Here is a 14,553-nt window from a genome sequence, read left to right on the forward strand (position 1 = left end):
TCAAATAACTATCTTCACGATAAAGACGATTAAATATTGACCCAAATCAAAATAACCCTACAGATAAAGAGGTATATATGAACGTCGAAAGTGATGAAATCTTACATCACTAAAGTCACTATCAGAAAAAGGGGATAGGCCATGATCACCGGCATTCAAGTAACCTCAGCGGCCAATGATGACCTCATCAATTCTATTTGGTTGATTGATAAAGAAACCGACCAAGCACGCTGTGTCTGCGCAAAACAGGGCTTTGAGGCGGATCAAGAAGTCGCGCTGTCTTCTTTGGGTGAGTTTGACTACCGTGAAGTCAATATCGAAACCCAAGCGGTTAATGAAGGGGGTCAACACCTCAACGTTAACGTGCTGAAACGTGAAACCTTAGAAGATGCAGCCAAGCACCCAGAAAAATATCCGCAACTGACCATCCGAGTCTCAGGCTATGCGGTTCGCTTTAATTCACTGACCCCTGAACAACAGCGTGACGTGATCACCCGCACGTTTACAAGCTCACTGTAAACACACAGGTTATAAAGAAACAGCCCGCTTTGGCGGGCTGTTTTTGGTTAAGCGCTCAAATTAAGCAGGTACGCTCTTAAGACCGAGAAATCGGCCTCTTGCTCACTCGACAATAAATCCATCTGCGCATGTTTTGCCAATGGCCCTGGCAGCGGAATATCCTTGTGTAAAATCGCATCGACCGACTCTTTAAACTTGGCCGGATGCGCGGTACATAAGAAAATCCCCTCTTCTTCCTCGCTAAGCTGTTGCGCTAACAAGCGATAGGCAATGGCTCCATGCGGCTCGCATAAATAGTCTTGCTCAGCAAGCTGCGTCAAACTTTCTGCGGTTTGCGCATCGTCCGCGTGTCCTGATGCCAACTCGCTCAGTGCCCACCCTTCACGGCGGAAAAGCTCTTCGATACGTGGCCAGTTATTGGGCTGACTCACATCCATCGCATTCGATAACGTTGCGACTGTGGTTTGCGGCTGCCACTGCCCGGTGGCTAAATAGCGTGGTACCGTATCATTGGCATTGGTGGCAGCGATAAAGCGTTTAATCGGCAGCCCCATCGCCTTGGCAAGTAAGCCCGCAGTCAGGTTGCCAAAGTTGCCACTGGGTACCGCGACAACAACTTGGTCTCGCTTGTGCTGAGGGATCTGCGCAAGCGCTTCAAAATAGTAGCAAATTTGTGCCATCAGCCGGCTGATATTGATTGAGTTTGCTGAGTTTAAGCCAATGGTTTGACGCAGCTCTTGATCATCAAAGGCTTGCTTCACCATCGTCTGGCAGTCATCAAACGTGCCGTTCACTGCCACGGTGTGAATATTGCCGCCGAGGGTACAAAACAGCTTTTCTTGCAGTGGGCTAATTTTGCCTTTCGGATACAAAATCACCACGTTGATGTTTTCAATGCCATAAAACGCATGAGCAACGGCAGCACCGGTATCGCCTGATGTGGCGGTGAGAATCGTGATCTTGTTGCCGTCTGACACTGCCGCGAGGGATTGCGCCATAAAACGACCACCAAAATCTTTGAAGGCGAGCGTTGGCCCATGGAAAAGTTCTAACGCATGAATGCGCTCAGTAACAGATTTGAGTGGTGCCTCAAAGGTAAACGCCTGCGCCACCAGCTCATGGATTTGGCTTTTTGGTAGTTCGTCGCCAATCAAGGCCGAGAGGATCTCAGTGCTACGCTCGACCAGTGGCATCGACAGCAAGGCATCGATATCCTCAAATTGCGGTATGTGCTCGGGGAAAAACAGCCCTTGTCCACGCCCTAATCCTTGTTTGACCGCTTGCGCGAACGATACGGTTTCACTGTGATCTTTGATGTTGTAAAGCTTCATGCCTGACTTCCTATTTCTTTTGCGCCCTGTCCATCAATGCGACATACATGAACAAAGCCATCATTATTTTGTACGTAGTGCTCGCGCAGCCATTGTGCGAGTCGCTCGGCAACCTGTAAATCATCACAGATACTAAACAAGGTCGGCCCAGAGCCTGAAATCCCTGTCGCCAGTGCGCCACAGCTGTCTGCATACGCCCGCGCTTCAACAAAGCCCGGCAACAGTTTTTGCCGATAGGGCTCTGCAATCACATCACAAATCAAGCTCGCCGCCAGAGCAGGTTGCTGAGTGTGACACGCGTGAATAAAGCCGCCTAAATATCGACCATGGGCAATGACATCTTGACGGCGATACTGTGCGGGCAAGATAGTGCGTGCTTCTGCAGTCGAGACTTTAATCCCAGGATAAGCCATCACCCAATACCAGTTATCAAAATGTGGTACGGGTTGACTGATCACGCCTTGGCTTTCCAGCATCAATTGCAAGCCACCTAAGTAGCAAGGCGCTACATTGTCATAGTGTAAGCTGCCCGAAATACTGGCTTCCATCTCCCCCATTAGCGCGAGCATGGTGGTTTCATCCAGTGGGTTACCGTGAAAGCGGTTTAACGCATCAAGTGCTGCCACAATCGAACACGCGCTCGAACCCAATCCGGAGCCGATGGGCATATTCTTTTCCAGCAACATCGCCACCGGCTTTACCGCGATCCCCTTATCCTGCAGTGCATGTGCATAGGCTTGGTAGGCCTGATAGACAATATTGTCCTTTTCATCAGCAGGAAGCTTGTCGGTAAATCGCCCTTCACAGCGCAGCGAAAAGGGGCGGTCGCCGCCCGCTTTCACTTCAACCACATCCCCCAGCAAGCTGCCATCGATGGGGCTGACCGCTGCACCTAATACATCAAAGCCCACACTCACATTACCAATTGAAGCGGGTGCGTAAACGCGTACTGTCATCACTACACTCCTAGCTTCCAGCCCAATGTGCGCATCAAATCAGCGAACACCCCTGCCGCCGTCACCGCGGTGCCTGCCCCATATCCGCGCAAGACCAATGGAATCGGCTGATAATAGCGGCTGTAAAAGGCGAGTGCATTTTCGCCATCTTTAATTTTGTGCATCGGATCGTCACTGTCTACGGCTTGAATTTTCACGAAGCATTGACCGTCTTCAATACCGCCGATATAGCGCAGCACCTTGCCCTCTTGAGCAGCTTGCTCTGACCATTGCTTAAAGTAAGCATCCGCCTCCGGCAAGCGTGCCATAAAGGACTCCACATCACCCGATTGATCAAAGCCTGGCGGCAACGCGGGCTCAACTTCGACATCTTCCAGCTCTAAATGCATGCCAGCTTCTCGTGCCAAAATTAACAATTTACGCGCCACATCCATGCCAGATAGATCATCACGTGGATCGGGCTCGGTGAAGCCACTGTCACGCGCAACCTTGGTGGCATCACTAAAGCTTACGCCTTCATCTAACTTGCCAAAAATGTGTGATAGCGACCCCGACAAGATCCCAGAAAATCGTGATAGCTCGTCCCCTGCAGCAATCAGGTTTTGCAGGTTTTCAATGACGGGCAGGCCAGCCCCCACCGTGGTTTCATACATAAACTTACGATGTGTCGCGCGCGCCGCCTGACGCAGCTGTTGGTAGTAAGCCATGCTACTGGTATTGGCTTTTTTGTTAGGCGTGATCACATGGAAGCCCGCACGTAAGAAGTCCGCATACTGATCCGCGACTTGTTGCTCTGCTGTGCAGTCAATCAATACTGGGTTGATAATATGATTGCGCTGCACCAGCTGGATCATACCGGCAAGGCTAAACGGCGAAAGGTGATTGGGCAGCTCATCACGCCAGCTATCTAGGTTAATGCCTTGGCTGTTCAGCCACATGCCTTTACTATTTGCCAGTCCACAGACACGCATCACAATGCCTTGCTGCTGCAGCTTCGCTTGTTGACGGCGAATTTGCTCAATCAACTCGCCACCGACACCGCCCACACCGACGATAAACACATCGAGGTGATGTTGGCTGTTAAACAAGTTTTCATGGCAGGCTTTCACCGCTTCCGAGACACGCTCTGAGGGGACAACCGCCGAGATAGCACGCTCTGATGAACCTTGAGCAATGGCGACAATATTGACATTCACTTCCGCTAGCGAGGTGAAAAAGCGCGCCGCAATCCCTTTTGAAGTGCGCATACCATCCCCTACCAAGGAGACAATCGATAGGTGATCGATAAACTCAACAGGCTCAAGCAAACCATCTTTAAGCTCAAGTTCAAAGTGGGTCCGCAACGCCTTCTCAGCTTTCACTTTATCCTGCGCTTGAATACAGAAACTAATACTGTACTCCGACGACGATTGGGTGATCAGCACGATGGAAACGCCCGCGGATGACATGGCGCCAAACACACGTGAAGCCATACCAACCATTCCCTTCATGCCCGGACCAGAGATATTGACCATACTCAGATCGCTAAGCGTGGTGATTCCTTTAATGGCAAGCTTATCTTCACCAGTATCATCGCCAATCAAGGTACCTGCGCCTTGAGGATTGGCCGTATTTTTAATCAAACAAGGGATATGGAAGCGAGCAATAGGGGCGATGGTTTTAGGGTGGAGCACTTTGGCACCAAAGTACGACAGCTCCATCGCTTCTTGATAACTTAGCGACTTCAGCAAACGCGCATCTGGCACCAAGCGGGGATCGCAGTTATAGACACCATCGACATCCGTCCAGATTTCGCAGCACTCTGCGCGGACACAAGCGGCCAGCACCGCAGCGGAGTAATCGGAGCCGTTGCGGCCTAAAGTCACCAGCTCGCCTTGCTCATTGCCGGCCATAAAGCCCGGCATCAAGCCAACATGATTAGCGGGAATGGGAGACTGTTTAAAGCGTTGCGAAGAGGTTTCAATGTCTACTTCGGCACTCAGGTAACTGCCAGAAGCGGCAAAATAACTGACCGGGTCAATCTCAAAGACTTGATAGCCACGCGCCGCTAACAACGCCTGCATGGCTGCCACGGACAAACGCTCCCCCTTGCTGACCACCCGCGCATAGGTGCTGTCCGGGCAAAGCCCCAGAAGGTTCATACCGTGTACATATTGACGTAGCTGCCCGAGGCTGCGAGAGAGTTTATCGAACAAAGGCTGGGTGTCGAGATTAGGCTGGCGTTCGGCAAGGCCTTGGAACAGCGCGGTGAAAATGGTTTCTAGCTCTTTGAGTGGCAGCTCAGCCTCTCCGTATTTAACCGTGTTATCCACCACGGACACCAGAATATTGGTAACACGCGCTGGGGCGGATAAAACAGCAGAGACGTCACTCTGACCCTGATTGCTAACAATGATGTCAGCGGCACGACTGAATCGCTCTGCATCGGCAAGCGATGTGCCACCAAATTTTAAAACTCGCATCCGTTTGGGACCTCTCTCTTAAGATAAAAAAAAGCCCGTACCGGTGAGGGTACGGGCTTTTCTTGGAAATTCTGTGCGTATCAGCCCGCACCAACACACATTGTGCCAGTAATAATGGTGGTTGTTGTGGTGGTAAAGGTGCTGATCGTCAGTTGCATGTGTGTTGCGTTTATCGTTTGTTTTGTTGAGTTCTATTTAGGTGTATCGAATCATGCCGCCTAGGTCAACAAAAAAGTGACACTGATTGCTTTTTCGCCAAAACTCTGAGAGGTTGAAGAGAACAAAAACGGCATGGAAGCAGAGAACGCGAATGACACAGGACGCCATGGCGCAATTAGTCGCAAATACGATATTACAGGGCTCGGATGCCATGTATGGTCGCTTCTTAGATGTGACATCAGGCGCTCAAGAGCGCTTTGAGCAGCAAGATTGGAAAAGCGTGCAGCAAGCACTGAAAACGCGTATTCAATTTTACGATCACCATGTCGGCTTAGTGAGTCAGCAACTGCGGGCTATGCTGGGCAAAGAACACGCCACACGCTCCTTTTTGATGGCAGTGAAAGCAGCCTACATCAAACTCCTTGATGATTACCCACGCTACGATATCGCTGAGAGTTTTTTCAATTCGGTGTATTGCCGTATTTTCGAACACCGAAATATTCGTCGTGACAAACTGTTTGTGCAAAGTTCACAAGGCGGACGTATTCCCAAGTATCCAACGCCCTTGTTGCGACGCTTTCAATCGCAAGCTGGCATTTATGCCACGCTAGAGCGCATGCTAGACAGCACGCCCTTTACCCTGCCGTGGCGAGATAAAAGTGGCGATCTTAAGCGCATTACGCAAATCCTTCAGCAACGCTTTGGTCCGCAGTTAACCATGAGCTTCACCATTGAAATGGTGCGTCAGCCGTTTTTTCGCAACAAAGGGGCGTACTTAATTGGCCGTCTGGATATGGCGAACCAACGCCGTCCCCTCGTGCTGCCCTTGCTTATCTCAGATGACGGCGAGCTGTATATTGATGCATGTATTACCGATAGCGACGATGTGAGTATCGTATTTGGTTTCGCGCGCTCTTATTTTATGGTGTATGCCCCCGTCCCAGCCGCTTTAGTCGACTTTCTTAATCAGTTGATGCCCAATAAAACCCCAGCAGAGCTCTACACCGCGATCGGCTGTCAAAAACATGGTAAAACCGAGCTATACCGCGAATTTCTCTATCATTTGGATAATTCTGATGACTTGTTTGATATTGCGCCGGGGATCAAAGGGATGGTGATGTCAGTGTTCACGCTGCCCTCATACGGCTTTGTGTTTAAGATCATCAAAGACAAATTCGCACCGCAAAAACAAATGACGCACGCCCAAGTGCGCGATAAATACCGCCTCGTTAAAGAGCACGATCGGGTGGGACGCATGGCCGACACGCAGGAGTATCGGAACTTTATCTTTCCTCGTCACCGTTTCAGCGATGCACTGATTGACGAATTGCTAAACGTGGCGCCTTCATGTGTGTCCGTCACTGACACAGAAGTACGGATCCGCCATTTGTATATGGAGCGGCGGATGATCCCGCTCAATATTTACCTCGAGCAAGCCAGTCCTGACGCCTTAACCCAAGCAGTGCAAGAATACGGTGATGCCCTCAAAGAGCTCGCAGCTGCCAATATTTTTGCCGGTGACATGTTGTTTAAAAACTTTGGCGTCAGCCGCCATAATCGGGTGATTTTCTACGATTATGATGAAATCGCCTATCTCACTGAGGTCAACTTCCGTCGCATACCGCCACCGCGTTATCCAGAAGATGAGCTAGCCGCAGAGCCTTGGTACAGCGTGGGAGAAAATGATGTGTTTCCCGAAGAGTTTCGTACCTTTTTGTTGGTCAACCCTGCACTACGTGATGAGTTTGAGCGCCTACATCCCGAGCTTTTTGAGGCCGAATTTTGGCAGCAACTGCAACATCAGGTCCAAGAGGGCTACTTCCATGATGTGCGCCCCTACAGCGATGCGCTTCAGTTAGTCAAAGCCTAAACAAGCTTAACCTGGCGTCAATTTTGCTTGTTGTTTTATCATCGTCATCACACGCTGGCGCTTATCAGGTACGTCAATAGCATGACGTTTTTTTAGACAAAGTTGCGACCGCGCACACTTTTTTGTCTACACTGATCATCAGCGGTGACTAAACCGACAAAAATAACAACGCAAAGGAACCTAGAGTGAAACAATTCGGATTGTTCGCACTCGCCTTGCATATAGTGGCAACCCCTGCATTTGGCGAGCAAATGCTATCGTTCGAGACCGAAACGATAGCCGACTCTAATCGCTTTTTTATCCAGTCGATGCCCTCGGCAGGAGACGGATTTGATAGCTGGACCATCGAGTCAGGCTATCGCTACCCCTTGAGTAATCTCTCCGTTTATCTTGGCACGCAAATGAAAAGCGAAACCCAGACAGCCCCCACGCAACGCGGCTTACTCAGCGGCATTGAGTACCGATTTACCGACAAATTACATATTTCTAGCCAGCTGAGCCACGGCTATCAACGTGATAAAAGCGTTAACCAATGGGGAGTCAGCAGCCGCTACCAATTGAGTGACTCTTTCGATGTCAATGCCGGGCTAGATGTAGAGTTCGATCCTGAAAAAGACACCGAGTCCATTTACCAACTCGGCGTCGGGTTACGCTTTTAACAACGTGTAACGACGGCGTGAATGCTTAACCCACGTCGCTGACCGTACTCAAAGGCTGCGCGCAAACCAGCACACCGTTTTTGTCAGCATACAGGTAGTCACCCGGGGTCACTAACACGCCTTCCAGCGTTAGCACCACATCTACCTCTCCCCTGTCCCGTTTTTGGGTTTTAATCGGACAGACGCCGAGTGCTTTAATGCCAATAGGCAAGGTGGCAAGCGTCGCCACATCCCTCACTGGCGCGGCAATCACCACCCCCGCCCAACCATTATCGACCGCACTTTTTCCGATCATATCGCCCAATAACGCACGATCCATCGCACCGCCGCCATCAACCACTAAAACCTGACCTTGGCCGGGCGTTGCGAGAAGCGCTTTCACTTTGGAGTTATCGTGATAACAGCGGACAGTACGTATCCGTCCTTCAAAGCCGCTCACCGCGCCAAAATCTTGCCACTGAATGGGTAGCCAACGCACAGCGTCTGGGTGGTTATCGCATAAATCAGGTAGTCTATCGTCCATGATGCTCTCCTCAGTCCAGTGATGAGTTTGTCAATTCCAGCAGTGATGAAAACGTCACGCCTAGTGACTGCGGCGCAAAATCTGTCATCAGTGCAGGCAGTAACCATAATGTATCCTCCTCCACCCAATAAATCGCGTTTTGCTGCCACGTTTTCGCCAATGCAATCGCTTCGTCTTGATTCAGGGCAACCGCAAAGCCCGGCTCAAACCAGCTGCCATCAGGCGCCCCACCATGCATTACCCAATAGCGAATCCCCGCTTTCTCCATCTCATCCGCGAGTTGACGATTACGTAATTGATTCTCTTTCTCAGATAAAGGTTGGCTGCGAGGGTTAAATGCGGTAAGAATGGCAAAAGAGCGGACACTAGGTGCTTGGGGTGCCCGAAATGCGATCTGCTGGTAAGTTTTCCACAAATCGCTGGCGTTATTCTGATCACACATTATTTACACCTGTTCGTTACTAACATTATGCTTAATTGCTAATTATGCGCTAGTATTCATAAAGTTAAACGGGAAGTTGACCCTAATCACCAACAAAGATGCTTTTGATTGGGGTCAATAAAGGATGAAAAAAATCATCAACGTTCACCGTAATATATTGTTAGCGCGCTGTTAAATGAATACAATTAGCGGCAATCAATGGATATAACAGTGATTGCCTCTGAGGCTTACGAGGGCCGATAACGCCCCACCTCAACTGGAACACACGGTGCGTTGTCTAGCATCGACACACACCTCTCTATGGATGGCGTGCCATATGTTGATTGCGAGGCATCCTCTCGCAATTTTGTAAATTTTTTTCATGGGCTAGTGGAACTAGACTGTGAAGTGCAACCGGATTCTATTTAGATATTAGGTATCGCCAATGCAAACCCCGCAAATTCTGATTGTAGAAGATGAACAAGTCACACGTAACACGCTGAAAAGTATCTTTGAAGCGGAAGGTTACAATGTCTTTGAAGCCAGCGATGGCGACGAGATGCATCAAATCCTATCCAATCATCAAGTGCACTTGGTGATTATGGACATCAACTTGCCCGGTAAAAACGGTCTATTGCTCGCGCGTGAATTGCGTGAACAAGGCGACATGGCATTGATGTTCTTGACGGGCCGTGACAACGAGGTCGACAAAATCCTAGGGCTGGAAATTGGTGCCGATGACTACATCACCAAGCCATTTAACCCTCGTGAATTGACCATTCGTGCACGTAACTTGTTAACCCGTGCGATGAGTAGCGTGAACGGTGGTGAAGAAAAACGCAACGTTGAACAGTATGTGTTTAATGGTTGGGTTCTTGATATCAACAGCCGCTCTTTGATTAACCCTGAAGGCGAGTCGTTCAAATTGCCGCGTTCAGAGTTTCGTGCCCTGCTGCACTTCTGTGAAAACCCAGGCAAAATCCAGACCCGTGCTGAGCTGTTGAAAAAGATGACAGGTCGCGAGCTCAAGCCGCATGACCGTACTGTGGATGTCACAATTCGTCGTATTCGTAAGCACTTCGAATCACACAGCGACACCCCAGAGATCATTGCCACCATTCACGGTGAAGGCTATCGCTTCTGCGGTGAGCTCGAAGATCAATAAGTTGCACACCCAATATGAATAAGGCGCCTGATGGCGCCTTTTTGTTTAGTTAGTTGGTGGTGTTTAGGAGGATTGCTCATCTAACCATGCTTTTAACACCGTCAGATCGTGCTGATAGCCTACTTTAATTTCATCAACCCAATCGGCAATATTCTCCCACCACGCAGGTAACTCGGGAGACTGCGCTTTTTGAGCCACTTTTTGCACATGCTTTAAGCCCACTGAGCCTGCCGCACCTTTAATTTTATGCGCTTCCGACACAATGCCATCTTGGTCGCGTGCGGTCATATTCGAGTCAAGAATCGCGATGTATTCCGGCATCAATTGTTCAAACATTTCAATGCTTTTTCGCACAGGCTCGGTGCCAACCAGCTCGACATAGCCGGTGAGCATGTCCATATCCAACAGCTTTTCCGCTTGCTCACTTGCGACTGGCCGCGTCGACGCACTCTCGTCAGTCACCGCTTCTTGCCCCTCCGCCAACGCATAACGCTCAATCACTTGGCTAAGTGCCGCGACACTAATCGGCTTGCTGATCGCATCATCCATGCCTTTGTCGATGTACTCGCCTTTGTCTTTGATCACATTGGCGGTTAATGCAACAAGTGGTGGTAAGCTCGACTGTGTTTCGCGTAATGTTGCTGCAATATCAAAGCCGGTCATATCCGGTAATTGAATATCTAACAGCAGTAAATCAAACGCCCCCGGCATAAAGGTGTTGAGTGCCGACTGACCATCTCGCGCAACGGTCACCTCATGGCCTAGACTTTCCAATAAATTGGTAGCGACCGTGATATTCAGCTCAATATCTTCGACAAGCAAAATGCGTAAGCGGCTATCGCTGCGCGTGGGCAGTTGGACTTCATCATCCGCAGGCTCACTCAAAGGCACGGAAACCGTGACGGTAAAGGTACTCCCTTCGCCTTCTTCACTATCGACGGTAATGTCGCCTCCCATCATGCGTGCTAACTGGCGAGACACGGCGAGTCCAATCCCAGTTCCCACAGCATGCAAGTTTTCTTCGCCTTGTTTTACCTGATAGTACATGGCAAAAATTTTATCTTGCTCATCAGCAGGGATCCCCACCCCGCTGTCTTCAACTTCAAAGCAAAGATGCGCGTTGTCGTCCTCCACATCTGCACTGACGGTGATGATCACACAGCCTTGCTTGGTGAACTTGACCGCATTCCCGACCAGATTCCACAAAATTTGCCGTAGTCGTGTCGCATCCACGGCGACAAATTCCGGCAAATCTGTCACCCGTTCAAGCTCAAAACGCAGCCCTTTTTGCTCCGCCATCAGGCCAGAGATGTTTTCAATCTCAGTAACAAATTCACGCAGATCGATGCTAGTGGGATACAAGGACAGCCGGTTTCGATCGGATTTATCTAAATCGATAATATCGTTGAAAATATTACCCAAGGTGATGGCACTGACGTAAATGGTACGTAAGTAATTGCGTTGATCATCATCCAGCGGCGAGTCCAATAGCATACGGCTCAACCCGACAATCCCATTAAGCGGTGTGCGCAGCTCGTGGCTGATGGTGGAGATAAAGGCGGTTTTATCTCGGCTCGCTTTCTCCAATGCATCTTGATAACGCTTACGTTCGGTGATTTCACGGCCAAAGCCCAGCAATCCCAAATGACGCCCGTCTCGCGCAAAGAAAGGGACTTTGCGCAGTTCAAAATAGGCCTTGCGTCCATCTTGATACTCAAGCCATTGCTCGTAGGTAATGGAGACATTGTTATCAAAGACTTGCTGATCGGTCTCCACCACTTTCGCGGCGATATCCTCGCGATAGACATCCCACGGCGTCAGGCCCTTCAGCGCCTTCTCTTTATAGCCGGTCAGCTCTTCCATCGCACGGTTACAGCCGGAAAACTGCCCCTTGGCATTGCGGTAATAAATCAGATCCGGCGACGCATCAATAAACGAGCGCAGCAATGCGGTTTGCTCGGCCAGCTCTAGCTGTGCTTTTTCCCGCTGATACACCTCGTTTTCTAGATCCTTAATCGCCTCTTGGCGCGCACTCTCAGCTTTTTTACGCTCGTCGATTTCTAAATTCAGCTGCTCAATATTTTCGGTCAATTGCCGGTTAAGACGCATGTCTCGCGCACGCATCTCTTCTAATTTAGACACCAGCTTAGATAAGCGCTGCCGCGATTCTTCCAGCTGATCCACCACCACGGACAAAAAATAAACCGCCCAAGGGGTAATCACCAGGCCGAAGAAAATCGAGCGGATAATGTCGATATTTTGCACCGTGCCTTCCAGCACCAAGGTGATGCCCACTTGCACCACCACGGCCAGTGCCACAAGCGCGAGTGCAAGTAGCATGCTGAAGCGGACAATGCCCAGCTTGACCAGCAAATCAACATAATACTGCGCTAATACTTTGAGTTGTTTCATAAAGGCTTACTACACGCCAGTTAAGAGTGGAAGTGTTCAGGCTCAGGGCGTCGCGCATCGTTCTCTGTAGCGCTAGACGTTGGTCCCATTAAGCTGACTTGATTGCGCCCCAGCCGCTTCGCCTGGTACATGGCTAAGTCGGCTTGATGGATAAGCTCCCCATAATCCCCTTCGGGTGAGGGGATCATACACGCAACGCCGAGACTCGCGGTCATCACCGCTGCGACCGGGGAATACTGATGCGCGATTTCACGCTCGGCCAACGCCGCCCTTGCCCGCTCGGCAACTAAAGCAGCCCCATCAAGCTCAGTGTGAGGCAATACAATAGCAAATTCCTCTCCACCATAACGCGCGACCGCATCAAGTGGTCGATTAATCGCCGATTTAAAAGCATTCGCCACTTGCTGCAAGGCCCAGTCGCCTTGTTGATGGCCGTAATTATCGTTGTAAAGTTTGAAATGGTCGATATCACAGAGGATCAAGGCAAGCGGTGTTTGTTCACGGGCGTGTGACCGCCACAACTTGCGCAATTGCTCATCAAAGCTGCGTCGATTCGCCACTTGGGTCAAACTATCCACAAAGCTCATTTCTTGGAATGACATGATCGCATCCGCCAGCTGTTGTTGGGTGTGCTTACGTTCGGTGATATCGCGCGCCATCACCAGTACTGCAAAGCTGTCAGTCACCGGATCATCAATACGCGATTTCGTCACTTCAAACCAAGTTTGCTCGCCGCTGGGCCGCCAAATCACATCTTCATAGGTAACGGTTTCCCCAGTATCCAGTACATGCTGATCGCGCTGACGATGCTGATCAAAAATATCTGCATCGACGACCTCTTGCGCTGGAGAGGTCTCAAGCGCTTCAATGGAGACCCCGAGCGCATCGGCATAGGCTTGATTACAGGCAAGGTGGTAATAGTCCTGATCAAAGATCCCAATCGGATCCACACTGGCATTAAAAATCGCGCTCAGTAAATTGCTCCGTTGCTGAAGCGCTTGCTCAGCCGATTGGCGATGATGCACCTCGCGTTGCAAACTTTGCTGCATTTGGTGCCAGTCGGTCACATCATGACTGATGCTCAAGGTGCCAACCACCTGTTGCTGATCATTTTTAAGCGCGGTGATATTAGTTTCGAGCAAACAGCTTTCGCCGTTTAACTGCGATGCCCAAGTACGCACCGTCTTTGAGCCAGACAACGGCTGATCGGCATGCCACATAATGCCCTCTTGCTCGCGGCCTCGCCAAAAGCGGTCAAAGGCCGCATTGGTTCCCACCACATTGCCATCGACATCTTGAAAGCAAACCAATTCAGCCAACGAATTAATCACGCTAAGCAAAACACCATGTTCTTGATGCTGTAACTGCCATTGCGCGTGGCGCGCCAGCGGTGCTAGCGACACTAACCATGCTTTTTTACGCCGACAACGAATGGGTAAGCCCGACAAGCGCACGCCAATGCGTACTCGATTCGCGCCGGGCGCTTTGACTTTAGCTTCGACATTAGAGAAAGGACGTGGCCACTGCTGCGCAACAATAAAGGCGCGTACCGCTTGTCGCTGGTGCTCATTGGCCGTTTTAAAGTGGTTTTTGCTGTCCACCAATGAAAATGCCTCCACACAAGCAGCATTGGCATACAAGATGTCACCATCATCGGCGGTAACAATGGCATGGGGCGTATCGAGATCAGCCATATACACTCGCCAATGGGTTAACGCGACGGTTTCTTGTCGCTCACGCCACGCGTAGCCAAGCACCGCACCTAAAACAAGAAATGTAAATAAAATGAAAAATGCCATGCGGCTCCTGTGTGATCACAACCATCCTTGATTCGCGACATCTTTTTCCGTTGCGTCGCTTATAGAAGCGCTATTTTGCCACAGTTTTCTCAAAATACATGGCTACGTGCCTCACAGGTTTTTACTGTCAGTTGTCATTTTTTTACATCAAATCACAGCGTATCTTGCTATGAAACTGAAGACATAAAACGCACCCTGCTTTATTTCTTTCTTTGGTTAGAATTTATGCTCGAATTTGGCCTTAAATTAATAATTATTTAACAAAACAGCATAAACG

11 protein-coding genes and 1 other annotated feature are annotated in these 14,553 nt (G+C 49.9%); of the genes, 4 read left to right on the forward strand and 7 right to left on the reverse strand.

Annotated features, from left to right (window positions below):
* Positions 1–141 precede the first annotated feature (141 nt).
* Positions 142–519, forward strand: coding sequence for an autonomous glycyl radical cofactor GrcA (grcA, locus tag BZG82_RS14845; protein WP_069589774.1), 378 nt, complete (start codon positions 142–144; stop codon positions 517–519).
* 47 nt (positions 520–566) lie between these two features.
* Here grcA and thrC read toward each other — a convergent pair whose 3' ends face one another.
* From thrC to thrA, 3 genes are read right to left on the reverse strand one after another with little or no spacing between them, the layout of a single operon-like run.
* Positions 567–1,850: a threonine synthase gene (gene thrC / locus BZG82_RS14850; RefSeq protein ID WP_077766192.1), complete on the reverse strand. Its 1,284-nt coding sequence runs from the start codon at positions 1,848–1,850 to the stop codon at positions 567–569.
* Positions 1,847–2,806 (reverse strand): homoserine kinase, encoded by a 960-nt coding sequence (gene thrB, locus BZG82_RS14855; RefSeq protein WP_077766193.1) that lies wholly within the window; start codon positions 2,804–2,806, stop codon positions 1,847–1,849. The genes thrC and thrB overlap by 4 nt, the downstream gene beginning before the upstream one ends.
* Before the next feature lie 2 nt (positions 2,807–2,808).
* On the reverse strand, positions 2,809–5,268 hold the full coding sequence (gene thrA, locus BZG82_RS14860) for a bifunctional aspartate kinase/homoserine dehydrogenase I (protein ID WP_077766194.1): 2,460 nt from the start codon (positions 5,266–5,268) through the stop codon (positions 2,809–2,811).
* Positions 5,269–5,292: 24 nt separating this feature from the next.
* Positions 5,293–5,416, reverse strand: a sequence feature (Thr leader region).
* A 162-nt stretch (positions 5,417–5,578) separates the two neighbouring features.
* Between thrA and aceK the strand changes: the two genes are divergently transcribed.
* Positions 5,579–7,297, forward strand: a complete 1,719-nt coding sequence (aceK, locus tag BZG82_RS14865) for a bifunctional isocitrate dehydrogenase kinase/phosphatase (RefSeq protein ID WP_077766195.1) — start codon at positions 5,579–5,581, stop codon at positions 7,295–7,297.
* Positions 7,298–7,482: 185 nt separating this feature from the next.
* Positions 7,483–7,956 carry a hypothetical protein gene (locus BZG82_RS14870; protein ID WP_077662304.1) on the forward strand — a complete coding sequence of 158 codons (474 nt, stop codon included), beginning with the start codon at positions 7,483–7,485 and terminating at the stop codon, positions 7,954–7,956.
* A 25-nt stretch (positions 7,957–7,981) separates the two neighbouring features.
* Here the strand turns inward: BZG82_RS14870 and BZG82_RS14875 are convergent, their stop codons facing one another.
* Both BZG82_RS14875 and BZG82_RS14880 read right to left on the reverse strand, forming a co-directional pair.
* The gene (locus BZG82_RS14875) at positions 7,982–8,479 is read right to left on the reverse strand and encodes a putative 4-hydroxy-4-methyl-2-oxoglutarate aldolase (protein WP_077766196.1); all 498 of its coding nucleotides are present in this window, start codon (positions 8,477–8,479) and stop codon (positions 7,982–7,984) included.
* 10 nt (positions 8,480–8,489) lie between these two features.
* Entirely contained in the window at positions 8,490–8,921 is a 432-nt protein-coding gene (locus BZG82_RS14880; protein WP_077766197.1) for a DUF3293 domain-containing protein, read from the reverse strand.
* Positions 8,922–9,345: 424 nt separating this feature from the next.
* Here BZG82_RS14880 and arcA point away from each other — a divergent pair, with 424 nt between their 5' ends.
* On the forward strand, positions 9,346–10,065 hold the full coding sequence (gene arcA / locus BZG82_RS14885; RefSeq protein WP_077766198.1) for a two-component system response regulator ArcA: 720 nt from the start codon (positions 9,346–9,348) through the stop codon (positions 10,063–10,065).
* Between the two features lie 63 nt (positions 10,066–10,128).
* Here arcA and arcB read toward each other — a convergent pair whose 3' ends face one another.
* Positions 10,129–12,477 carry an aerobic respiration two-component sensor histidine kinase ArcB gene (gene arcB, locus BZG82_RS14890; protein ID WP_077480002.1) on the reverse strand — a complete coding sequence of 783 codons (2,349 nt, stop codon included), beginning with the start codon at positions 12,475–12,477 and terminating at the stop codon, positions 10,129–10,131.
* Positions 12,478–12,497: 20 nt separating this feature from the next.
* A complete protein-coding gene (locus BZG82_RS14895; RefSeq protein ID WP_077766199.1) occupies positions 12,498–14,276 on the reverse strand; it encodes a GGDEF domain-containing protein in 1,779 nt (592 codons plus the stop codon).
* Positions 14,277–14,553: the final 277 nt, after the last annotated feature.

It is taken from the genome of Salinivibrio sp. PR5 (assembly GCF_001996085.1).
In the GTDB taxonomy this organism is placed as follows: domain Bacteria; phylum Pseudomonadota; class Gammaproteobacteria; order Enterobacterales; family Vibrionaceae; genus Salinivibrio; species Salinivibrio proteolyticus.